The 21,408-nt window shown below is 72.4% G+C and carries 16 protein-coding genes and 3 pseudogenes; 11 read left to right on the top strand and 8 right to left on the bottom strand.

All coding sequences use genetic code 11. The features are described from left to right. Positions 1-373: 373 nt before the first annotated feature. The 3 genes from ACFZA0_RS13245 (at position 374) to ACFZA0_RS13235 (ending at position 5,919) form a co-directional block, all read left to right on the top strand. Positions 374-1,303, top strand: a complete 930-nt coding sequence (locus tag ACFZA0_RS13245) for a DUF3027 domain-containing protein (RefSeq protein ID WP_391014953.1) — start codon at positions 374-376, stop codon at positions 1,301-1,303. Between the two features lie 297 nt (positions 1,304-1,600). Then, entirely contained in the window at positions 1,601-4,816 is a 3,216-nt protein-coding gene (locus ACFZA0_RS13240) for a sacsin N-terminal ATP-binding-like domain-containing protein (RefSeq protein WP_391014951.1), read from the top strand. Between the two features lie 188 nt (positions 4,817-5,004). Next, entirely contained in the window at positions 5,005-5,919 is a 915-nt protein-coding gene (locus tag ACFZA0_RS13235) for a hypothetical protein (protein WP_391014949.1), read from the top strand. A gap of 74 nt (positions 5,920-5,993) precedes the next feature. On the opposite strand, the gene ACFZA0_RS13230 is transcribed toward ACFZA0_RS13235, so the two are convergent. Then, positions 5,994-8,396 (bottom strand): HAD-IC family P-type ATPase, encoded by a 2,403-nt coding sequence (locus tag ACFZA0_RS13230; RefSeq protein ID WP_391014947.1) that lies wholly within the window; start codon positions 8,394-8,396, stop codon positions 5,994-5,996. A gap of 72 nt (positions 8,397-8,468) precedes the next feature. Further along, positions 8,469-8,789: a DUF2530 domain-containing protein gene (locus ACFZA0_RS13225; RefSeq protein ID WP_391014945.1), complete on the bottom strand. Its 321-nt coding sequence runs from the start codon at positions 8,787-8,789 to the stop codon at positions 8,469-8,471. Between the two features lie 251 nt (positions 8,790-9,040). On the opposite strand from ACFZA0_RS13225, the gene ACFZA0_RS13220 reads away from it, so the two are divergent. Next, positions 9,041-10,492 carry a solute carrier family 23 protein gene (locus tag ACFZA0_RS13220; RefSeq protein ID WP_391014943.1) on the top strand — a complete coding sequence of 484 codons (1,452 nt, stop codon included), beginning with the start codon at positions 9,041-9,043 and terminating at the stop codon, positions 10,490-10,492. 60 nt (positions 10,493-10,552) lie between these two features. Here ACFZA0_RS13220 and ACFZA0_RS13215 read toward each other — a convergent pair whose 3' ends face one another. Continuing rightward, entirely contained in the window at positions 10,553-10,735 is a 183-nt protein-coding gene (locus ACFZA0_RS13215; protein WP_391014942.1) for a ribbon-helix-helix protein, CopG family, read from the bottom strand. A 154-nt stretch (positions 10,736-10,889) separates the two neighbouring features. Between ACFZA0_RS13215 and ACFZA0_RS13210 the strand changes: the two genes are divergently transcribed. Continuing rightward, positions 10,890-11,327 carry a MarR family transcriptional regulator gene (locus ACFZA0_RS13210; protein WP_391014940.1) on the top strand — a complete coding sequence of 146 codons (438 nt, stop codon included), beginning with the start codon at positions 10,890-10,892 and terminating at the stop codon, positions 11,325-11,327. A 34-nt stretch (positions 11,328-11,361) separates the two neighbouring features. Next, the gene (locus ACFZA0_RS13205; protein WP_391014938.1) at positions 11,362-12,708 is read left to right on the top strand and encodes an MFS transporter; all 1,347 of its coding nucleotides are present in this window, start codon (positions 11,362-11,364) and stop codon (positions 12,706-12,708) included. Positions 12,709-12,834: 126 nt separating this feature from the next. On the opposite strand, the pseudogene ACFZA0_RS13200 reads toward ACFZA0_RS13205, so the two are convergent. Further along, positions 12,835-13,344 (bottom strand): annotated as a pseudogene (locus tag ACFZA0_RS13200) (GNAT family N-acetyltransferase); the annotation flags it as partial. Positions 13,345-13,433: 89 nt separating this feature from the next. On the opposite strand from ACFZA0_RS13200, the gene thpR reads away from it, so the two are divergent. Next, a complete protein-coding gene (gene thpR, locus ACFZA0_RS13195; protein ID WP_391014936.1) occupies positions 13,434-14,018 on the top strand; it encodes an RNA 2',3'-cyclic phosphodiesterase in 585 nt (194 codons plus the stop codon). Positions 14,019-14,160: 142 nt separating this feature from the next. Here the strand turns inward: thpR and ACFZA0_RS13190 are convergent, their stop codons facing one another. Continuing rightward, on the bottom strand, positions 14,161-15,156 hold the full coding sequence (locus ACFZA0_RS13190; RefSeq protein WP_391014934.1) for an aldo/keto reductase: 996 nt from the start codon (positions 15,154-15,156) through the stop codon (positions 14,161-14,163). A gap of 79 nt (positions 15,157-15,235) precedes the next feature. Further along, a complete protein-coding gene (locus ACFZA0_RS13185; protein WP_391014932.1) occupies positions 15,236-15,925 on the bottom strand; it encodes a GDSL-type esterase/lipase family protein in 690 nt (229 codons plus the stop codon). Between the two features lie 87 nt (positions 15,926-16,012). Here ACFZA0_RS13185 and ACFZA0_RS13180 point away from each other — a divergent pair, with 87 nt between their 5' ends. Continuing rightward, positions 16,013-16,999 carry a WD40 repeat domain-containing protein gene (locus ACFZA0_RS13180; RefSeq protein ID WP_391014930.1) on the top strand — a complete coding sequence of 329 codons (987 nt, stop codon included), beginning with the start codon at positions 16,013-16,015 and terminating at the stop codon, positions 16,997-16,999. An 18-nt stretch (positions 17,000-17,017) separates the two neighbouring features. On the opposite strand, the gene ACFZA0_RS13175 is transcribed toward ACFZA0_RS13180, so the two are convergent. Next, positions 17,018-17,599 (bottom strand): PPOX class F420-dependent oxidoreductase, encoded by a 582-nt coding sequence (locus tag ACFZA0_RS13175; RefSeq protein ID WP_391014929.1) that lies wholly within the window; start codon positions 17,597-17,599, stop codon positions 17,018-17,020. A gap of 148 nt (positions 17,600-17,747) precedes the next feature. Here ACFZA0_RS13175 and ACFZA0_RS13170 point away from each other — a divergent pair, with 148 nt between their 5' ends. The 3 genes and pseudogenes from ACFZA0_RS13170 to ACFZA0_RS13160 all read left to right on the top strand — a co-directional run. Further along, positions 17,748-18,143 carry a hypothetical protein gene (locus ACFZA0_RS13170; RefSeq protein WP_391014927.1) on the top strand — a complete coding sequence of 132 codons (396 nt, stop codon included), beginning with the start codon at positions 17,748-17,750 and terminating at the stop codon, positions 18,141-18,143. Next, positions 18,074-18,808: pseudogene (locus ACFZA0_RS13165) on the top strand (caspase domain-containing protein); the annotation flags it as partial. The gene ACFZA0_RS13170 and the pseudogene ACFZA0_RS13165, both read left to right, overlap by 70 nt. Before the next feature lie 1,053 nt (positions 18,809-19,861). Then, positions 19,862-20,068, top strand: a pseudogene (locus ACFZA0_RS13160) (hypothetical protein); the annotation flags it as partial. A 114-nt stretch (positions 20,069-20,182) separates the two neighbouring features. On the opposite strand, the gene serC reads toward ACFZA0_RS13160, so the two are convergent. Then, a complete protein-coding gene (gene serC, locus ACFZA0_RS13155) occupies positions 20,183-21,301 on the bottom strand; it encodes a phosphoserine transaminase (RefSeq protein ID WP_391014925.1) in 1,119 nt (372 codons plus the stop codon). Positions 21,302-21,408: the final 107 nt, after the last annotated feature.

The following is a 21,408-nucleotide window of genomic DNA, read 5'->3' as shown; positions in this document are numbered from 1 at the left end:
GCCGCGTGAGGTTTTCGAAACTGTTTGCGCGCACCTGCCGCGACGCCGCGGAGCCCGGTCCCGGGGCCGCCGCGGGGCCTCGGCGCGACCGTTCCGTGATCCGCCGCGCGGTGCGGAACCGGCCGTCGGTGTGGGACCGGGCGGCGGGAGAAGGTAGCGTGCGTAGCGCGCCGTGGCGAACGTTCTCGGCCGCGCGCCTGACGGTCATCCCGCAGAATGGATGACGTAGGTGCGCCCGAGCGCGATCGGGCGCGGACGTCGACGCGGCCCCACCCCGTGCCCCGCAGGGCACGGCGGTATCCAGAGCCGCTCCGTCCGCACCCCCGCCGGAAGCCGGCGCACCCGTGGACGGCGTAGGAGAGAAGCGATACCTGTGAGCGCAGCGACAACGCGAAGCCGCACCCCCGACCGCCTGTGCGCCGAGGCGGTCGACCTCGCCCGTGCCGCAGCCGACGAGGTGGCGGCGCCCGGCGTCGTCGGCGACCACACGGGGCTGGTCTCCGAGGGCGACCGGGTTGTCACGCACTACTTCGAGTGCCGGGAACTCGGGTACCGCGGCTGGCGCTGGGCCGTCACCGTCGCCCGCGCCTCCCGCGCGAAGAACGTCACCCTGGACGAGGCGGTCCTGCTGCCCGGACCGGACGCCGTGCTGGCGCCCGAGTGGGTGCCGTGGAGCGAGCGGCTGCGCCCCGGCGACATGGGCCCCGGCGACCTGCTGCCCACCGACGCCGAGGACCTGCGCCTGGAGCCCGGGTGGTCCGGCGAGGACGAGCCGCCGCCGAACTCCGCGATCACCGGCGAGCTCACCGAGCTGGCCGACGTGGAGGACGCCGAGCTGGCCGCCGGGACGCCGGCGAGCCTGACCACCGTGCCCGCCCGCGGTTCCATCGCCTCGGTCGCGGACGAACTGGGCATGCGGCGCGCCCGCGTTCTGTCCCGCTACGGGCTGCACGTCGCCGCCGACCGCTGGGAAGAGGCGTTCGGACCGAAGACACCCATGGCGCAGGCCGCGCCCGCGCCCTGCGTGAGCTGTGGGTTCCTCATGCCGATCGGCGGCTCGCTCGGCCAGGCCTTCGGCGTCTGCGCGAACGAGTTCTCACCGGCCGACGGCCGGGTCGTGTCCGTCGCGTACGGCTGCGGCGGGCACTCGGAGGCGGCCGTGATGCCGAGGCCGCCGCAGCCGTCGGCGCCGGTGATCGACGAGACGCTGGTGGACCCGTTCCCGCTGGGCCCGGTCGCGGACTCCGGTTCCGACCCGCGGACGGCGGCGGACGACCCGGCCGCGGAGCCGCGGCGCCCGTAGCGCGACGGCGGTCGCACGGCGGTCGCACGGCGGTCGCGGTCGCGCGCCGGGCGGCTGCCGGCCTGGGCTCTCCGGGGCCTCCGGTTCCCGCCGGGGCCGCGCCGGTTGCTCCGGTCGGCGGGCCGTGCCCGCGCTCTCCCCCCGGGAGGGTCCTCCCTCCCGTCCCCGTACGGCCACGACGCCCCGCGCGGTGGCGCGGTCGCGCCCGGCTGCCCGCCCGGGGCCCCGCCCGTTCCCGGAGTTTTGACCCCTCAGGGGCGCGGTACCTTCGTCGTCACGCCGAGAGGGAGAGTCAACGTGAGCAAGTTCGTGCGGCCGGCCGCCGGGGACGCGGACCCGTTCGGGACGCGACGCCTGCGCCGCGGTGTCCTGGACGCCTGGGCCACCAGCCCCGCCCGCTTCCGCGAGGACGCCAACGCCGAGGAGGAGCTGGTTCTCGGCGGCTACCGCGACCGGCTCGTCGTGGAGCTCGCGCAGAACGCCGCCGACGCGGCCGCCCGCGCCGCCGTGCCCGGACGGTTCCGGCTCACGCTGCGCGAGGGCGTCCTCGTCGCCGCCAACACGGGTGCCCCGCTGGACGCCGCGGGCGCCGAGTCGCTGTCCACCCTCCGGGCGTCCGCCAAACGGGACACCGCGCAGGCCGACGCCCCCTCGGTCGGCCGCTTCGGTGTCGGGTTCGCGGCCGTCCTCGCGGTGACCGACGAACCCGCCGTGGTCGGCCGGCACGGTGGCGTGCGGTGGTCCCTCGCCGAGGCCCGCGACCTGGCCGCACGGGCGGCGGACGGGAGCGAGGGCCTGGGGGAGGAGATCCGCCGCCGGGACGGTCATGTCCCGCTGCTGCGGCTCCCGTTCGCGGCGGAGGGCACCGCCCCCGACGGATACGACACCGCCGTGATCCTGCCGCTGCGGGACGCGGCGGCCGGTGAACTCGCCGCCGCCCTGCTGGAGTCGGTGGGCGACGACCTGCTGCTCGCGCTGCCCGGCCTCGACGAGGTCGTGGTGGAGACCGACGCCGGCGAGCGCACGCTGCGCCGCGAGCACGCGGACGGACTGACCGTCGTCACCGACTCCCGTGACGGCACGACCCGTTGGCGCACCGCGACCGCGGCCGGAGCGCTCACCGCCGGTCTGCTCGCCGACCGCCCGGTCGAGGAACGCCTGCGCCCCCACTGGTCGGTGACGTGGGCCGTGCCCGTGGCCGCCGCCGACGGTGCCCCGGAACGGCCGCGCACCGAACCCGTCGTGCACGCGCCGACGCCCAGCGACGAACCGCTGGGCCTGCCCGCCCTGCTCATCGCCTCGTTCCCGCTGGACAGCACCCGCCGCCACGTGGCGCCCGGCCCGCTCACCGACTTCCTGGTGGAGCGCGCCGCCGACACGTACGCCGAACTCCTCGCCGCCTGGCGGCCGGTGGGCACCGGCATCATCGACCTGGTGCCGGGGCCGCTCGGCGGCGGCGCCCTCGACGGGGCGCTGCGCCACGCCGTCCTGGAGCGGCTGCCGCGCACCGCGTTCCTGCCGCCCGCGGCCGAACCCGCCCCGGCGGGGGCCGCAGCGGCCGGCACCGCGGCGGACGCCCCCGACGAACACGGCCTCGCCGGGGCCGAGTTCCCCGAGACGCTGCGCCCGCGCGACGCCGAGGTGGTCGAGGGCGCGGGCGCCGCGACCGTGCGGGTCCTCGCGGAGGTGCTGCCCACACTGCTGCCCGCCGGGCTCGAACGGCGCGCGGAACTGCGCGCGGTGGGCGTCGCGCGCGTCCCGCTGACCGACGCGATCGACCGGCTGGCCGGCCTGGACAAGGACCCCGGCTGGTGGTGGCGGCTCTACGACAGTCTCGCCGGGGTCGACCCCGACCGGCTGTCCGGCCTTCCGGTGCCGCTGGCCGGCGGTGACGGGCAGGGCCCGGGTGCCGGTGGCCGCACGACGATCGGGCCCCGCCAGGTGCTGCTGCCCACGGCGGACACCACCCGGGTGGCTCCCGAGGTGCTGGCCCGGCTCGGGCTGAAGGTCGCCCACCCGGACGCCGTGCACCCGCTGCTCGAAAAGCTCGGCGCGCTGCCCGCCACCCCGCGCGCGGTGCTGACCACCCCGCAGGTGCGCGCGGCCGTCGCCGCGTCCCTCGACGACGAGGGCGGCGCGGTCTGGGACGAGGACGCGCCCGACGCGGAGGAACTGGCGGACACCGTACTGGCGTTGGTGCGCGACGCCGGTCTGGAACCCGGTGACGAGCCCTGGCTCGGCGCCCTCGCGCTGACCGACGAGGACGGCGAGCTCGCTCCCGCCGGTGAACTCGTCCTGCCGGGCAGCGCCTTCGCGGCCGTCCTGCGCGACGGGGAACTGCCCTACGTGGACGACGAGTTGGCCGAGAGGTGGGGCGAGCAGCCGCTGGCCGCCTGCGGCGTGCTCGCGGGCTTCGCCCTGGTCCGGGCCGCCGACGTGGTCCTCGACCCGGACGAACTGGAGCCCCGCGAGAGCGACTTCCCCGAGCCGGACGACCCGGGCCTGCTGGACGCGGTCGACGTGTGGAGCGAGGACGTCCTCGACCGCTTCCCCGAGTCGCCGGTGCCGCCCGTCGCCACCGAGCTGGTCGCCGTGCGCGACCTGGACCTGGTCGACGACGACCGCTGGCCGGAGGCGCTCGCGCTCCTCGCGCGGCCGCCGCTGCGGGACGCGATCACGCAGCCGGTGCGGGTGCTGCTGCCCGACGGCACCCACGAGACCGTCCGCCCCTACACCGCGTGGTGGCTGCGCGGCCACCCGGTGCTCGACGGCCGCCGCCCGGCCGGCCTGCTCGCCGCGGGCGGCGACCCGCTGCTGCGCGGTCTGTACGACGAGGCCGACGCCACCGGTTTCGACGACGAGCAGGTCCTGCGGGCGCTGGGGGTGCGCACGTCGGTGGCCGCCCTGCTCGACGAGCCCGGCGGCGCGGCCGAACTCCTGGACCGCCTCGCCGACCCCGACCGCGAGGTGACGTCCGCCCAACTGCACGCCCTGTACGGCGCGCTGGCCGACCTCGACCCCGAACAGGTCACCCTGCCGGACGAGTTGCGGGCGGTCGTGGACGGCCGGGTCGAGGTGGTGGACGCGGCGGACGCGGTCGTCGTCGACTCCCCGGACCTGCTGCCGTTCACGGCGGGCGTCCCGCTGCTGCCCGTACGGCCCGCGCGGGCGGCCGAGCTGGCCGAGCTGTTCCAGGTGCGGCGGCTGAGCGAGTCCGTCACCGGCGAGGTCACCTCGCGGGGCACCGAGCACGAGGTGCCGGAGCCGGTGCGGCTGCTGCTCGGCCCCGGCACACCGGCGACGTACGTCGAGCACGACGAACTGGTCGTCGACGGCGTGGAACTCGACTGGCGCCGCACCCGCGACGGCGTGCTGCACGCGTCGACCCTGGAGGGCGTCGCGGCGGGACTGGCGTGGGCCGCCCGGCAGTGGCCGCGCCGCTTCGAGGTGGCGGCCCTCCTGGAGGACCCGTCGCGCACGGAGGAACTGGGCCGGGACCGCTGGTTCGACTGAAGGTGACTCTTTCGTGTACGAGACATCCATATTTCGTGCACGAAAGTGACACGTTCAGTACAACCAATGGCCGCGAAAACGCATCTGATCATTCGAGTCAGACAGACTCTGTGATCACTTGAGCCCCCGCGGCCGCACGAGCCGTCAGGTACGACCGCCGCCGGGGCCCTTTCTCCACTGGGGGATCCATGCGCGTACGCGCCACCGTGGCCGCCGTTTCGGGCGCCCTGGCTCTGTCCGCCCTCGTTGTACCGGCGGCCCAGGCCGCCGGCGGCTCCGGTCCGTCCTGGGCCGACCAGGTCGCGAAGGTCAAGCAGGCCGAGAGCACCCCGGCCGCTGCGAACCGCTCCGCCGCCAGCACGTTCGCCGCCGAGACCGCGGACCCGGTCGTCCTCGACGCCACCTTCTCCGGCCTGAAGATCGCCTCCGCGGTCAAGGTCGGCACGACGAACCACGTCGCGACCACCGTCACGTACAAGGTGACCCACGCCGCGGACCTCGACTTCACGTCGGACACCCTGCTGACGGGCGCCTACATCTACAAGGGCTCGTACGACGAGCCGGTCAACATGTTGTTCGGCGACGAACCGGCGACCTGCACGAACACCTCGGCGACCGTCGCCACCTGCAAGGGCGACATCGACATCTACCCCGCCTACGGGGAGCTGTTGAACTCGGACGCCGGCGCCTGGCACGTGGGCGCCCTCGCGGAGTCCATCTCCGCCGACGGCACGGAACTGCTCGGCTACGCCGACCAGGGCGGCCTGGCGGCCACCAACGTCCAGCGCTACTCGCAGCTCACCGTCAACGCCGCCCCCGAGCCGGTCGTCAAGGGCAAGACCGTCACGGTCACCGGCAAGCTCTCCCGCGCCAACTGGGAGACCAACAAGTACGCGGGCTACTCGACCCAGTCGGTGAAGCTCCAGTACCGCAAGAAGAGCTCCACCACCTACACCACCCTGAAGACCATCAAGACCAGCACCACCGGCACGCTGAAGACCACGGTCAAGGCGACGGCGGACGGTTACTACCGCTTCAGCTTCGCGGGCACCACGACCACCCCGGCCGTCAGCGCCGCCGGTGACTACGTCGACGTGAAGTAAACGGCACCGACCGAACGAACCGAGGCGCCCGTTGTTCCGTCCTCCGGAACAACGGGCGTTCTCGTGCCACCGGTTCACGCCGGGAAGCGCCGCCCCACCCAGCGCCACACCGCTTCCATGACGGCCGACCCCGCCACGCCGACGCCCACCGCCGTCCACGGCATCGTCACGCCGACGAGCTTCAGCGCGAAGAAGTCCTGGAGCCACGGCACGGCCAGCACCACGAGGAACGCGACCCCCATCGCCGCGACCAGCAGGATCCGCCACCAGGTGTAGGGGCGGGCGACGATCGCCAGGATCCACATCGAGATCAGGAACAGCGTGAGCGTCGCCGCGCTCGTCTCCGCGTCCAGCGCGCCCGGCCCGCTGTACTGGCCCCGGGCCACCATGTACGTCACGAAGGTGGCCACCCCGGAGACGACACCGCCGGGGATCGCGTACCGCATCACCCGCCGGACGAAGTGCGGATGCGCGCGCTCCTTGTTGGGCGCGAGGGCGAGGAAGAACGCCGGGACCCCGATGGTCAGCGTCGACAGCAGGGTCAAGTGCCGGGGCAGGAAGGGGTATTCGACCTGCCAGCACACCACCAGCAGTGCCAGCAGCACCGAGTAGACCGTCTTGACCAGGAACAGGGTCGCCACGCGCGTGATGTTGCCGATGACGCGGCGGCCCTCGGCGACCACCGACGGCAGGCTCGCGAAGCTGTTGTCGAGGAGCACGATCTGCGCGACGGCCCGGGTGGCCTCCGAGCCCGACCCCATGGACACACCGATGTCGGCGTCCTTGAGGGCCAGGACGTCGTTCACGCCGTCGCCCGTCATCGCCACCGCGTGCCCGTGCGCCTGGAGGGCGGCGACCATCTCCCGCTTCTGCTGCGGGGTGACCCGCCCGAACACCGTGCCCTCGTCGAGGGCGTCCGCCATGCCGGCCCGGTCGGCGGGCAGCTTCCGCGCGTCGACGGCGCTCCCGTCGAGCCCGAGCTTGGCGGCGACCGCGCCCACCGAGACGGCGTTGTCGCCGGAGATGACCTTGACCCCGACGTTCTGGTCGGCGAAGTAGCGCAGTGTCTCCGCCGCGTCCGGGCGCAGCCGCTGCTCCAGGACCACGAGGGCGGTCGGCACGGCGCCGTCGGCCACCTTCCGGTCCTGGAGGCCGTGCTCGGTGCGGGCGAGCAGCAGGACGCGCAGCCCCTGCCGGTTCAGCCGTTCCGTCTCGGCGAGCGCGGGGTCGTCCTCGGCGAGCAGGACGTCGGGCGCACCGAGCAGCCAGGTGCTGGTCCCGGAGTCCTCGCCGTCCCCCTCCGCGAAGGCGGCGCCGCTGTACTTGCGGGCCGAGGAGAACGGCAGCGAATCGGTGCAGCGCCACCCGGCGGTGTCGGGGAACGCGGTGACGACGGCCTGGAGGGAGGCGTTGGGCCGCGGGTCGGAGCCGCCGAGCGCCCCGAGCACCTGGCGCACGTACGCTTCGTCGGCACCGCCCAGCGGGCGCGCCTCGGTGACGTCCATGCCGCCCTCGGTGAGGGTGCCCGTCTTGTCGAGGCAGACCGTGTCGACGCGGGCCAGCCCCTCGATCGCGGGCAGCTCCTGCACCAGGCACTGCTTCCTGCCCAGGCGCACGACACCGATGGCGAAGGCGACGGAGGTCAGCAGCACCAGGCCCTCGGGGACCATCGGCACGATTCCGCCGGCGGCACGGGCGATGGACTCCCGGAAGCCGTTGTCCTCGTCGACGAACTGGCTGACGGTGAGCCCGATCGCGGTCGGGATCATCATCCAGGTGACGTACTTGAGGATGGTGGAGATGCCGCTGCGCAGCTCGGACTCGACGAGGGTGAAGCGGGACGCCTCCTCGGCGAGCTGGGCGGCGTAGGCCTCGCGGCCGACCTTGGTCGCCCGGAACGCGCCGCCGCCCGCGACGACGAAGCTGCCGGACAGGATCTGGTCGCCCACCCGCTTGACGACGGGGTCCGCCTCGCCGGTGAGCAGCGACTCGTCGATCTCCAGACCGTCGGCCTCGGCGCACAGCCCGTCCACCACGGCCTTGTCGCCCGGCCCGATCTCGATGAGGTCGTCGAGCACGATCTCGGAGGTGCGCACCTCGCCGGCGGTGCCGTCGCGCCGCACGGTGGGCCGGGACTCGCCGATCACGGCGAGGGAGTCGAGGGTCTTCTTGGCGCGCCACTCCTGGACGATGCCGATGCCGGTGTTCGCGATGATCACGAAGCCGAAGAGGCTGTCCTGGATCGGCGCGACGCACAGCATGATCACCCACAGCACGCCGATGATCGCGTTGAACCGGGTGAAGACGTTCGCCCGGACGATCTCGCCGAGGGAGCGGCTGGAGCGCACCGGTACGTCGTTGACGTCACCGCGCGCCACCCGTTCGGCCACCTCGGCCGCGGTCAGCCCGCCGGGCCGTGACGGGACGGGCGCGGGGTGCACGGGGTCGAGTCCGGCGCCCGCGTCGATGTGCGTCATACCGACGACGGTACGTGCGCGGGTGCGCCTGCACCCGCCGGGGGGCCGGGCGGGCGGGGGCCGTTCGGGTGCCTACGGCCCCGCGGGCGTCCCGGTCGCGGCGCCGGTGCCGGGGCCGCCGTCCGTGCCGTCCGTGCCGGCCGCCCGCGCCGCCGCGTGCCGCTTGATCGCCGCGTCGCGTCCGCGGACGTACCAGATCCCGATCAGGCCGAGCCCGCCGCCGGCCAGGCACGTCCAGACCCACCACAGGTGGCCGTGGTCGTCGAACCAGCCGTAAAAAGGAATCTGTACGAGAAAGAGGACGAACCACACGATCGTGAGACCGGTGACTGTGGCGACCACGGGCCCCTCCAGGGGCTCCGGCGCCTCGTGCTCAGGGGTCCACTTGGCCATGCGCACAGCTTACGAGGCGTCGCGCGCGCCCCCGTTGGCGCCCGCGCACCCCTTGTCCGCCAACGGTCTACGCGCGGAGATGGTCATTTCGCCTTCATATGTTCATACTGAAACAGCTCGCGAGTGGCTGCTTCTGTTCGTAGGAATCACCAAAAGAGTCACGTGGGAACCCGCGGAAGAGAGCCACGGGAAACACGTTCGCCGCGAGACTCGATCATGTTCCGGTCCCCACTGCACCCCTGAGGTCCCGCATGTCCACCTCGGCCACCGCCAAGGTCCCCGCGCCCGAACAGCCGGGCCCCGCGCCCGCCAACGGCGGCCTCGACCGCTATTTCAAGATCTCCGAGCGAGGCAGCACCTTCGCCCGCGAGATCCGCGGCGGCTTCGCCACCTTCTTCGCGATGGCGTACATCATCGTGCTGAACCCGATCATCCTGGGCAGCGCGAAGGACATGTACGGGCACCACCTCGACAACGGCCAGCTCGTCACCGCCACCGCCGTGACCGCCGCGTTCACCACGCTGCTGATGGGCGTCATCGGCAACGTGCCCATCGCGCTCGCCGCCGGTCTCGGCGTCAACACCGTCGTCGCGCTCCAGCTCGCGCCCCGCATGTCGTGGCCCGACGCCATGGGCATGGTGGTCCTGGCCGGCATCGTGGTGATGCTGCTCGTCGCCACCGGCCTGCGCGAGCGGGTCATGAACGCCGTCCCCTACGGGCTGCGCAAGGCCATCTCCATCGGTATCGGCCTGTTCGTGATGCTGGTCGGCCTCGTCGACTCCGGGTTCGTCACCCGCGTCCCCGACGCCGCGCAGACCACCGTCCCGCTCCAGCTCGGCGGCGACGGCCACCTCAACGGCTGGCCGGTTCTCGTCTTCATCCTGGGCGCGCTGCTCACGTTCGTACTGATCGTGCGCAAGGTGTCCGGCGCGATCCTGATCTCCATCGTCGCCATGACGGTCGTCGCGGTGATCATCAACGCCGTCGGCGACGTGTCGTCGTGGGGCCTGACCACCCCGAAGTGGCCCGGCAACCCGGTCTCCACGCCCGACTTCGGCCTCATCGGCAAGGTGAGCCTGTTCGGCGGCTTCGGCAAGGTCGGCGTGCTCACCGGCATCCTGTTCGTCTTCACCGTGCTGCTGTCGTGCTTCTTCGACGCGATGGGCACGATCATGGGCATCGGCGACGAGGCCAAGCTGACGGACGCCCGGGGCCAGATGCCCGGCATGAACAAGGTGCTGTTCGTCGACGGCATCGCGGTCGCCGCGGGCGGTGCCAGCTCCTCGTCGGCCACCACCTGCTTCGTCGAGTCCACGGCGGGCGTCGGCGAGGGCGCGCGCACCGGCTTCGCGAACATCGTCACCGGCGGACTCTTCGTCGTCGCCCTGTTCCTGACGCCGATCGCCACGATGGTGCCGTCCCAGGCGGCCACGCCCGCGCTGCTCGCGGTCGGGTTCATGATCCTGGCCGGTTCGATCAAGGAGATCGACTGGGCGGACTACACGATCGCGATCCCGGCGTTCGTGACGATGCTGCTGATGCCGTTCACCTACTCGATCACCAACGGCATCGGGACGGGCTTCATCCTCTTCGTGGTGCTGCGCCTGGCCACGGGCCGGGGCCGCGAGGTCCCGGTGGCCATGTACGCGGTGTCGGCGGTCTTCGCCTTCTACTACCTGATGCCGGCCCTCGGCCTGACCTGATCCGGCCGCGCCCGGCCCCGCGGGGCGGCGGCGGTACCGAAGTCCTGCGGCGTCACGTGCTCACGTGACGCCGTAGAACTTTTCCGTCTCCTCCACGGCCGACTGGAAGCGCTCGTCGAAGTCGTCGCGCATGAGCGTCCGGACCACGTAGTCCTGGACGCTCATTCCCCTTTTGGCCGCATGATCCCGGAGCCGGTCGAGCAGCTCCCCGTCTATCCGCAGGCTGAGCACGCTGGTCCCCATGGCTACGAGAGTCGTGGCACCCGCCCGTCCACCGGGCCGCTTTCCGCGCTCTCCTCACTCGTACGGGTGACGTTCGGGTTGAGTGACCGGTGTCACGGGCACGATCCGGGTCACCAGCGTTCCTTAGCGAGAGTAATGAGTTACGCTAAAGAACATGCCGGACCTTACCCATGGCGACGATGCCGCCGCCGTGAACTCCCTGCGCTCCGCGGTCATGCGGTTGTCCCGCCGACTCAAGCACCAGCGGGTCGACGAGTCGCTCAGCCCGACCGAGATGTCGGTACTGGGCACCCTCGCCAACTGCGGCCAGGCCACGCCGGGCGAGCTCGCCCGCAAGGAGCACGTCCAGCCGCCGTCGATGACCCGCATCGTCGCGCTGCTGGAGGCCAAGGGACTGGTCCGGCTGGAACCGCACCCCGACGACCGGCGACAGAAGGTCGTCACCCAGACCGAGACCGCCGAGGCCATGCTGGAGGAGAGCCGCCGCAGGCGGAACGCCTTCCTGGCCGGACTGGTCGACGGACTCGGCGAGGACGAGTGGGCGAAGCTGCGCGAGGCCGCCCCCGTCCTGGAGAAACTCGCGCATCTGTAGAAGCACGTGCACGTGCACCAAGGAGGCGACCCTTTTGAGTTCGGGATCCGGAGCAGACTCCGCCCCCGCACCCCACCGCTACGACCCCCGGGACCTCCCGGAACCACGCAAGTCCTCCATGTTCAGCTCGCTGCGGATCAGGAACTACCGCCTGTTCTTCGCCGGCCAGGTCGTCTCCAACACCGGTACCTGGATGCAGCGCATCGCCCAGGACTGGCTGGTGCTCAGCCTCACCGGCTCCTCCACGGCGGTCGGATTCACCACGGCGCTCCAGTTCCTGCCGATGCTGCTGTTCGGCCTCTACGGCGGCGTCCTCGTCGACCGGCTGCCGAAGCGGCCCACCCTGCTCGTCACCCAGTCCGCCATGGCCCTGTCCGGCCTGGCGCTCGCCGCGCTGACGATGACCGGTCACGTCCAGGTCTGGCACGTCTACCTCGCCGCGTTCTTCGTCGGTCTCGCGACCGTCCTCGACAACCCGGCCCGCCAGTCCTTCGTCTCCGAGATGGTCGGCCCCGGCCAGCTCCAGAACGCCGTCAGCCTCAACTCGGCGAACTTCCAGTCCGCCCGCCTGGTCGGCCCCGCCGTCGGCGGCCTGCTGATCACCGGCGTGGGCACCGGCTGGGCCTTCCTCATCAACGGCCTGTCCTTCGTCGCACCGCTCGCCGGACTGATGCTCATGCGCTCCGGCGAACTGCACCCCGGCCGCATCAGCTCCCGCGGCAAGGGCCAGCTCCGCGAGGGCCTGCACTACGTGGCCGGGCGGCCGAACCTCATCTGGTCGATCGTCCTGGTCGGCTTCATCGGCACCTTCGGCTTCAACTTCCCGGTGTGGCTCTCCGCCTACGCCGACGACGTCTTCCACACCGGCGCCGGCGGCTACAGCCTCCTCAACACCCTGATGGCGGCCGGCTCCCTGGCCGGCGCCCTGCTCGCCGCCCGGCGCGGCACGGCCCGGCTGCGTCTGCTGATCGTCGCCGCGACCGCCTTCGGCGTGCTGGAGATCGTGGCCTCGCAGGTCCCGCAGTACTGGCTGTTCGCCCTGCTGATGGTGCCCATCGGCGTCTGCGGCCTGACGATCAACGTCACGGCCAACACCTCGGTGCAGATGTCCACCGACCCCGCCATGCGCGGCCGGGTCATGGCCCTGTTCATGATGGTCTTCATGGGCGGCACGCCGGTCGGCGCGCCCATCGTCGGCTGGGTCACCGACACCTACGGACCGCGGGTCGGCTTCCTCGCCGGCGGTGTCGTGGCGACGGCCGCCGCCGTCACCATCGGCCTGGTCCTCGGCCGGCTCGGCGGGCTGCGCCTGTCGGTCGGCTGGAACTCCGGCCACCCGCACGTGCGGTTCGTCCCGCGCGAGCTCGCGACGGCCGCCTGAGCGGAGCCCGGTCCCCGGGCGGACGGACCGCCGCCCGCGCCGTACGACGTCCAAGGGCCCCGAGGCACAGCCCGTGCCCGGGGCCCTGGGCATGCCCCCGGGTGCCGGCGCCCCGCCCGTCCCCCAGACCCTGCGCGCCAGCACCTGGCCCGGCCAGCGGTCCTCGCCGACCGTGAACGCCTCGGTGCGCTCGAAGCCGTTGCGCTCGTAGAACGCGACCAGCTTGCCGTCGTCGCCCGCGTAGCAGTCCACCCGCAGCAGGCCGACCCCCGCCCGCCGCGTCTCCCGCGCCGCGTGCGCGAGCAGCGCCGCGCCGATGCCCCGCCCCGCGTGCCGGTGGTCGGCGGCGAGCAGGTGCACGTACCGCTCGGGCTCGGCCGCCGCCGCCAGGTACGGGCCGGGGCCGTCGGTCAGCGTGAGCGTGCCGACGGGGACACCGTCCAGCTCCGCGAGGTACGGGGTGCCGGTGGCGGCGTACCCGGTGACCGTCCGCACCGCGTTCTCGCTCGCCGACCACGGCCGGGTGCCCCACTGCCGGGTACGGCCCTCCGCCACCAGCCACTCGACGGCGCCGTCGAGGAGGGCGAGTATCGCGGGGACGTCGTCGCTGCCGCCTTCACGAATCCGTAGGTCCATACGTCGCATGATCCCGGGGCGCGGGCGGCGGGCGGGCCGTTTTCGGCCATCGCCGGCCCGCCGGGGCGGCTCGCTGGAAGGGTGGTGCCATGAGACTCTTCGCCGCACTGCTCCCGCCGCCGGGGGCGTCGCGCCCGCTCGCCGCGGCCGTCGACGGGCTCCGCGCGCTCCCCGGGGCCGAGGAGCTGCGCTGGACCGACCGGGGCGGCTGGCACATCACGCTCGCCTTCTACGGGGAGGTGGACGACGACGCCGTCCCCCGGCTCACCGGGCAGCTGACCGAGGCCGCCGCCCGGACCGAGCCCTTCGCCGTGGCGCTGCACAGCGGCGGGACCTTCGGCCGCGACCGTGTCCTGTGGGCGCGGGTGCGCGGCGACCGCGAGGCCCTGCGGAAGCTGTCCGGACGGTGCGTCGACGCGGGGCTCCGGGCGGGCGCGACGCGGGAGCCGGACGGGCTCCTCCCGTTCACGCCCCATCTGACCCTGGCGCGCGGCACGGGCACGGTCGGCCTTCACCCGTACCTGTCGGCGCTGCACGGCTACGACGTCGTTCCGTGGGTCGCCACCCGGGTGGCACTCGTCCGCAGTGACCTGCCCCTGCCGGGACGCGGGACACCGGGCGGCCGTCCCCGGTACACGACGGTCGCCCGCATGCCGCTCGGCGGCGCCCGTTAGGCTCGGGGACGTGGACCCGAAGACCCGCAACCGGATCATGGCCGGTGTGCTCGTGCTGTTGTTCGTAGTGGTGGCGTTCGCGGCGGCAGCCGGAAAGTAGACCGCCGCCGCTCCCGCGCACCCGCGTGCCGTCAGGCACCCGTCACCAGGCGAACGCCTCCGGGGAGGGTCCGGTGCCCGGGAAGATCTCGTCCAGGTTCGCCAGCACGTCCTCGGACAGCTCCAGTTCGACCGCCCGCAGCGCCGACGCGAGCTGCTCGGCGGTGCGCGGGCCGACGATCGGGCCGGTCACGCCGGGCCGCGTCAGCAGCCACGCCAGCGCGGCCTCGCCGGGCTCCAGACCCTCCTTGTCGAGCAGGTCCTCGTAACGCTGCACACGGCCCCGGACCGTCTCGTCCGCGAGTGCCTGCGCGGTGCGCCCGGCGGCCCTGCGGCCCTCGGTGGCCTCCTTCTTCAGGACGCCGCCCAGCAGACCGCCGTTCAGCGGCGACCAGGGGATGACCCCGAGGCCGTACTCACGGGCGGCGGGGATGACCTCCATCTCGGCCCGGCGTTCGGCCAGGTTGTAGAGGCACTGCTCGCTGACCAGGCCGATGGTGCCGCCGCGGCGCGCGGCGGTCTCGTTGGCCTGGGCGATCTTGTAGCCGGGGAAGTTCGAGGACCCCGCGTACAGGATCTTGCCCTGCTGGACGAGGACGTCGACCGCCTGCCAGATCTCGTCGAAGGACGTGTCCCGGTCGACGTGGTGGAACTGGTAGAGGTCGATGTGGTCCGTCCGCAGCCGCTTCAGGCTGGCGTCGACGGCACGGCGGATGTTCAGCGCCGAGAGCTTGTCGTGGTTCGGCCAGGCGGGGCCGTCGCCCAGGCCCATGTTCCCGTACACCTTGGTGGCGAGCACGACCTTGTCGCGGCGCTCACCGCCCTTGGCGAACCAGTTGCCGATGATCTCCTCGGTGCGGCCCTTGTTCTCGCCGAAGCCGTACACGTTGGCGGTGTCGAAGAAGTTGACGCCGGCGTCGAGGGCGGCGTCCATGATCGCGTGACTGTCGGGCTCGTCGGTCTGCGGTCCGAAGTTCATGGTGCCGAGCACCAGACGGCTGACCTTGAGACCCGTACGTCCGAGCTGCGTGTACTCCATGCTCACCACCCAACGCCTTGAAGCCCGCTCGAAGCAAGGGCGTCGGGGGCGTGCCGGACGGGGCCCGCGCGGCGGGGCGTCAGGCGCCGCGGACCGCCGGGACGTAGGGCTCGCCCAGGTTCCACTCCCGGGCCAGGGACCCGGCGAAGGCGGACGCGACGGCGTGCTCGCCGCGGGCGTTGGGGTGGGTGCCGTCGTAGGTGTCGAGGGCGATGTCGTAGTCGGGCGGCGGCGGGACCAGGAGCAGCCGCGCCTGCGGGTCGGCCAGGGCGTCGAGGGTGCCCACGAGGAGGGTGTTGAAGCGGGTGACCTGGGCGGCGAAGTCCGCGTCGTCCTGCGCGCGGACGTTCGGTATCACCGGCATCACGGCGATCGAGGCGCGGCTGTTCGCGGCGCGCACCTCCCGCACGAAACGCGTCACGTTCTCCTGGGTCTGGTCGGCGTTGGTGTAGAAGCCGAGGTCTATCAGGCCCAGCGAGACCAGCAGCAGGTCCGCCCGGTGGGTGCGCACCGCCTCGCCGACGAGCGGTGCCATGTGCGTCCAGCCCTCGCCCCAGCCGGCCAGGTGGGCGCGGGGGAAGGCGGGTTCGGCGTACTCGTGGGAGGAGGCGAGGCCGGTGGCCGGGTCGTGCAGCGTCTCGCGCGGGCCCACGAACGTGAACGGGGCGCCCAGCGTGTCCCGCAGGTGCTGCCACATCCGGTAGCGCCAGGTGTGTTCGCCCGCGCTGCCGATCGTCATGGAGTCCCCGACGGGCATGATCCTGAGCATCCGGTCATCATGGCCGATCCGCCCGTGTGACGGGGTGTGAGACCGGCCACGCGCGAGAGCGGGCGCGGGGGATGGCAGGCTGTGCGCATGCGCCGACTGTTCGTCCTTCTCGCCGCGTTCCTGTTCACGGGGGCGCTGAGTGTCCCGGCCCTCGCCGCCGGCTCCGCCCCCGGCGACGAGGGGTTCACGATCAAGGACCCGAGGATCACCGAGTCCAGCGGCCTGGCCGCCTCCCCCCTGCATCCGGGCGTCTACTGGACGCACAACGACAGCGACGACGGCCCGTACATCTACGCGGTCGACAGCGCGACGGGGAAGACGGTCGCCAGGGTCACGCTGAGCGGCATCGGTTCGCCGCGCGACGTCGAGGCGATCTCCATCGGCCCGCACGACGAGATCTACGTCGGCGACATCGGCGACAACCTCGGCGGGAGCTGGCCGTACGTGTGGATCTACAAGCTGCCCGAGCCGAAGGTGCTCAAGGACCAGACGGTCCGCGCGACGCAGTACGTCGTCACGTACTCGGACGGGCCGCGCAACGCCGAGTCGCTCGCCGTGCAGCCGAGGACGGGGCGGGTCTACATCGTCGACAAGAACGAGGACGGGGGCCACCTCTACGAGGGCCCGGCCACGCTGTCCGCCTCCGGCAAGAACGTCTTCCGGCCGGTGGCCGCCGTCGACCTGTGGGCCACCGACGCGGCGTTCTCGCCCAACGGCCGGCAGCTCGCCGTGCGCGGCTACTTCGGCGGCATCCTGTACGACTGGAACGGCGGCGCCATCAAGCGCAAGGAACGGCTGAACGTGCCGTTGCAGGGGCAGGGCGAGTCCGTCACCTACTCCCTCGACGGTACGAAGCTGCTGTACGGGTCGGAGGGCACGGGCAGTTCGGTGCAGGCGGAGGACGCGCCCGCCGGCGCCGCCACCAAGTCACCTTCGGCGAGCGGCAGTTCGACGGACGCGTCGGGCGGCGACGGCTCGGGCGGCTCGGGCGGCGGCTGGCAGAAGGGACTGCTCGTCGTCGCGGCCGTCCTGGCGGCCGTGTTCGGCCTGCGGCGGCTGATGCGGCGGGGGTGAGGGCCGCCGTCGGCGCGGCTACTCCTTGGGCCGTTCCGGCTCCTGCCCCAAGTCGCCCTTGGGCGGCGCCGGTTCGGGGTCCGGTGCGGGCGCCGCGGATGCGGGCGCCTCGGGGCCGGGCGCCTCGGCGGTCGTGGCGGGGCGCGCCGTGGGCGGGGCCAACGGCTCGGGCTCGCCCGGCGGTTCGGTGGGCGGGGCGACGAGCGTGCCGGGCTGCGGGCTGATCTCGTAGTGCAGCGTCCGCGCGCGCATCACCTTGTGGGACAGCGGTACCAACAGCCCCTGCACCACCGGGTGCTTGCGCCGCAGCAGCCGGGCCGCACGGCGGTCCTCGTCGCTGCCCGGGTCGAGCAGCCGGGCCCGCGCGTGCACGGCCGGCCCGGTCGCCACCCCGCGGAACGTGGACGGCTCCAGGTCCACCTCGGGGTTGTTGCGCAGCCGCTTGACCTTCCACGTGGTGCCCGGGGTGCGGAAATACGCGTGGTCGCCCTCGACGGCGACGTTCACGGGGGTGGGCACGCCCGTGCCGTCCCGCTTGTACGTCGTGAGGCGGGCCGTGTACTGCTTGACGAACGGCTGGAGCTCGGGATGCGTGCTCACGGTTGTCATGCATCCATACATGCACCGGGGTCGGGGCTTGTCACGGTTGCCTGCGCGGTGCACGGACTCCGGACGGCCCACCTTTCCGGCCCCCACGGCCTCTACGATGAGAAGTCACTCACTGCTCACACGGGGAGGGCCGGGAAGAGTGGAGATCGACATCACGTGCGGCGGAGCGGGGGCCGCGGAGCCGGCCTCGCTGAGACGCTGGCTGGTCGAGGAGCCGCAGGTGCGGCGGAACGCCGTCGTGACGCTGAAGGCACCGGTCGGAGCCGAGCCGGGAGCCATGGGCGGCGCCCTTGAAGTCGTAAACGTCGTGCTGACCCAGGGCATCGCGTTGGGGTCCCTGGTCGTCGCGGTGCTCACCTGGCGCGGTACACGCCCCCGCCCGCCGCAGGTCACGCTGGAGCACGACGGAACGGTCGTCACTCTCCGGGACGGCTCGGCCGAGGAGATCGAACGCATCCTGCGCCTGTGGGAGAGCGCAGCGACAAGGGGACCGCTGCCTGCCCCGTCCCCGGACACGTCCGGGGACGATGTGTAGCCGTGGCCGAACTCTCCGACCCGGCCCGGTCGGGCGCGGTACTGGTGGGCGTCCACAGTTACAGCGTGCTGAAGGACCTGCCCGCCGTCGCCGCGAACCTCACGGGCCTGCGTGATGCCTTGACCGACCCCGCGGTGTGGGGTCTGCCCGACGAGGCGTGCACGGTGATCGAGCAGCCTGCCGGTGTCGGCCAGGTGCTGGACACGGTGCGAAGCGCTGCGCGTCGCACCGAGGACACCCTCGTCGTCTACTACGCGGGCCACGGGCTGACCGATCCGTACACGGACGAGCTGTACCTTGCGCTGCCCGGGTCGGACCCGGAGCGCGAGTACACCTCGCTTCCGTACGAGTACCTGCGTCGCGCCGTCCTGGATTCGCAGGCTCGTGCCCTGCGTACCGTCGTGATCCTTGACTGCTGCTACAGCGGACGCGCCCTGTTGGGGCGGATGGGATCGTCGGAGCACGTCGCCGAGCAGACAGTGGTCGAGGGGAGCTGCGTCATCACCGCGTCCGCGGAGACCCGAGCCGCCCTGTCGCCGCCCGGCGAGTTGTACACGGCCTTCACGGGCGAACTCCTCGGCGTGCTGACCAAGGGGGCCGAGGGCAAGCCGGATCCGCTGGACATGGACACCCTTTACCAGCACCTGCACCGGCGGCTCGCGAGTCGGTCGCGCCCCCTGCCTCAGCAGCGCAACCGCAATACCGGCGGCGCCATCGCGATCGCCCGCAACGTGGCCCGTTCCCGACCGGCCGGAGAGCAGACTGCTTCGTCCGACCAGGGCCCCGCGAGGAGCGACGAGACGGCGTCGCAGTACGCCCGAATGACCTTGCGCGAGGCTGAGCAGCGTGCTCGGCGGACGGTGGAGACGGCGCAAAGGCTCGCGAGAGCCATCGTCGCCCGGCCAGCCGATGACTTCGCGCCCTTCTGGTTCGGGGTGCCGGTGCCGCGCCCCCTCTACGGCAAGGAAGGCTCGCTGACACCCTGCGGCGAAATCGACTCCGGACAATGGCACTTGGCCGTGGAGCGGCTGGACACAGCGCTGGTGGTGCATGGTGGCGACGGGGCGGGGGGCATCCTGCTCGACGTCGACGACATCCAACGCGGCGAGCCAGCGATCGTCGAGGATTCCGCCGAGAATGTCCAACACCGCGTCGACCTCAGTGCCCTGGAGCGCATTCTCGGCATCCTGCGCAGGGAGGAGGGGCTGGCGGAGGCAGGACCCATCGTTGTGGAGCCGGACGGAGACTCGGACTTCAGTCCGGCCTGGTTCGCTGTCCCGGCGCGGCGTCCTCTCTTCGCGGACGACCGCACATCTGTCGTGAAGGGCGAATTGGAGCCGGGCGTCTGGAACTTGGCCGTGAGTCGTCGCGGGATCGCGTTGGTGGTGCAGACCAGCGACGGCAGCCATGGCCTGCTGCTCGATACCGACAACATCCAGTGGGGGGCCCACACTGCCGCGAATCTGAGCGATCGGGAGGCCCTTGGTGCGGCGAAGCGGAGTAGATGGCAGAGCGCGAGGGAGCGAATCGCGGCGAGTCTGCGCGACGCGGAACAGGTCGTCGAGGGCATCGCAGCGGACGCCCAGAATCATGACGCATCTTTGGACGAGGGAGCCGTTGGGCGTGCTGATTGGCCGCCCGGTTGGAACGTGGGGGTGCCGGGCGGCGGGGCCCGGTTGTCGGATCGGAACATCGGGATGGCTGACGAGGACGCCGAACCAGCGGACGCCTTCGCGCCGTTCTGGTTCGCGGTGCCGGTGAGCCGAGCGCTCTTCGCCGAGGACGGCACATCCCCGCCGGTGGCCGAACTGGCGCCAGGCAAGTGGTACTTGGCCGTGGACGAGCGCGGCACGGATCTGGTGGCGCAGACCATGGACGGCCGTCGCGGAATCCTGCGGCACACCGACGGCATTCAGCGCGGCTGACGGCAGACCCGCCCCGACTCGGCCTTGCTTCCGGTCCGCCCCGCATGGCCCGATGTGCCGCAGGGGCGCCCGGTCAACGGCCGGGCGCCCCTGCGGTGTTGAGAACGTGATCGGTCAGAGCTTCTCGATGACGTAGTCGACGCAGCGGGTCAGCGCCTCGACGTCGGCCGGGTCGATCGCCGGGAACATGGCGACGCGCAGCTGGTTGCGGCCGAGCTTGCGGTACGGCTCGGTGTCGACGATGCCGTTGGCGCGCAGCGCCTTGGCGACCGCGGCGGCGTCGATCTCGTCGGCGAAGTCGATCGTGCCGATGACCTGCGAGCGCTTGGTCGGGTCGGTGACGAACGGCGTCGCGTACTTGGAGTCCTCGGCCCAGGTGTACAGGCGCGTCGAGGAGTCCTTGGTGCGCGCGGTCGACCAGGCGAGGCCGCCCTGCCCGTTGATCCATTCGAGCTGGTCGTTCAGCAGGAACAGGGTGGCGAGCGCGGGGGTGTTGTACGTCTGGTTCTTGCGGGAGTTGTCGATCGCGGTGGGCAGCGAGAAGAACTCCGGGACGTGCCGGCCCGAGGCGTGGACGCGCTCGGCGCGCTCGATCGCCGCGGGGGAGAAGATGCCGATCCACAGGCCGCCGTCGGAGGCGAAGGACTTCTGCGGGGCGAAGTAGTAGACGTCGGTCTCGGCGATGTCGACCGGGAGGCCGCCCGCGCCGGAGGTGGCGTCCACGAGGACGAGCGCGCTGTCGTCGGCGCCGTCGACCCGCCTGATCGGGGCGGCGACACCGGTGGACGTCTCGTTGTGCGTGAACGCGTAGACGTCGACGCCGGGTTCGGCGACCGGCACCGGGTGGGTGCCCGGGTCGGCGGCGATCACGGTCGGGTCGGCGAGCCACGGGGCGAGGCGCGCGGCCTTGGCGAACTTGGAGCTGAACTCGCCGAAGGTCAGGTGCTGCGACTTCGCGTCGATCAGGCCGTGGGTCGCCACGTCCCAGAACGCGGTGGAGCCGCCGTTGCCGAGGACGACCTCGTAGCCGTCGGGCAGGGAGAACAGGTCACGTACGCCGTCACGGACCTTGCCGACCAGGTTCTTCACCGGAGCCTGGCGGTGGGAGGTGCCCATGAGGGACGTACCGGTTGCGGCCAGCGCGTCCAGCGCTTCCGTCCGCACCTTGGAGGGGCCCGCGCCGAAACGACCGTCCGCGGGCTTGATGTCAGCAGGAATCTGGATCTCAGCCACGGGAGGGAGCGTAACGGTTGGGGGAAACCCGGGTGAAACGTGGTCCGGCCGGTGAGACGGAGGGTGCGGCGGCTTCCCTCTCCCGGAATCGCCTCTTCCGGGTCACA

It is taken from the genome of Streptomyces sp. NPDC008150 (assembly GCF_042956945.1).
Classification (GTDB): Bacteria; Actinomycetota; Actinomycetes; order Streptomycetales; family Streptomycetaceae; genus Streptomyces.
This window is presented reverse-complemented; position numbering and strand designations above follow the sequence as displayed.

Coding starts and splice junctions, on each gene's coding strand:
- ACFZA0_RS13220 (WP_391014943.1), top strand. CDS start 9,041: ATGTCCACCTCGGCCACCGCCAAGGTCCCCGCGCCCGAACAGCCGGGC.
- ACFZA0_RS13235 (WP_391014949.1), top strand. CDS start 5,005: ATGCGCGTACGCGCCACCGTGGCCGCCGTTTCGGGCGCCCTGGCTCTG.
- ACFZA0_RS13180 (WP_391014930.1), top strand. CDS start 16,013: ATGCGCCGACTGTTCGTCCTTCTCGCCGCGTTCCTGTTCACGGGGGCG.
- ACFZA0_RS13215 (WP_391014942.1), bottom strand. CDS start 10,735: ATGGGGACCAGCGTGCTCAGCCTGCGGATAGACGGGGAGCTGCTCGAC.
- ACFZA0_RS13210 (WP_391014940.1), top strand. CDS start 10,890: ATGCCGGACCTTACCCATGGCGACGATGCCGCCGCCGTGAACTCCCTG.
- ACFZA0_RS13230 (WP_391014947.1), bottom strand. CDS start 8,396: ATGACGCACATCGACGCGGGCGCCGGACTCGACCCCGTGCACCCCGCG.
- ACFZA0_RS13225 (WP_391014945.1), bottom strand. CDS start 8,789: ATGGCCAAGTGGACCCCTGAGCACGAGGCGCCGGAGCCCCTGGAGGGG.
- ACFZA0_RS13190 (WP_391014934.1), bottom strand. CDS start 15,156: ATGGAGTACACGCAGCTCGGACGTACGGGTCTCAAGGTCAGCCGTCTG.
- ACFZA0_RS13185 (WP_391014932.1), bottom strand. CDS start 15,925: ATGCTCAGGATCATGCCCGTCGGGGACTCCATGACGATCGGCAGCGCG.
- thpR (WP_391014936.1), top strand. CDS start 13,434: ATGAGACTCTTCGCCGCACTGCTCCCGCCGCCGGGGGCGTCGCGCCCG.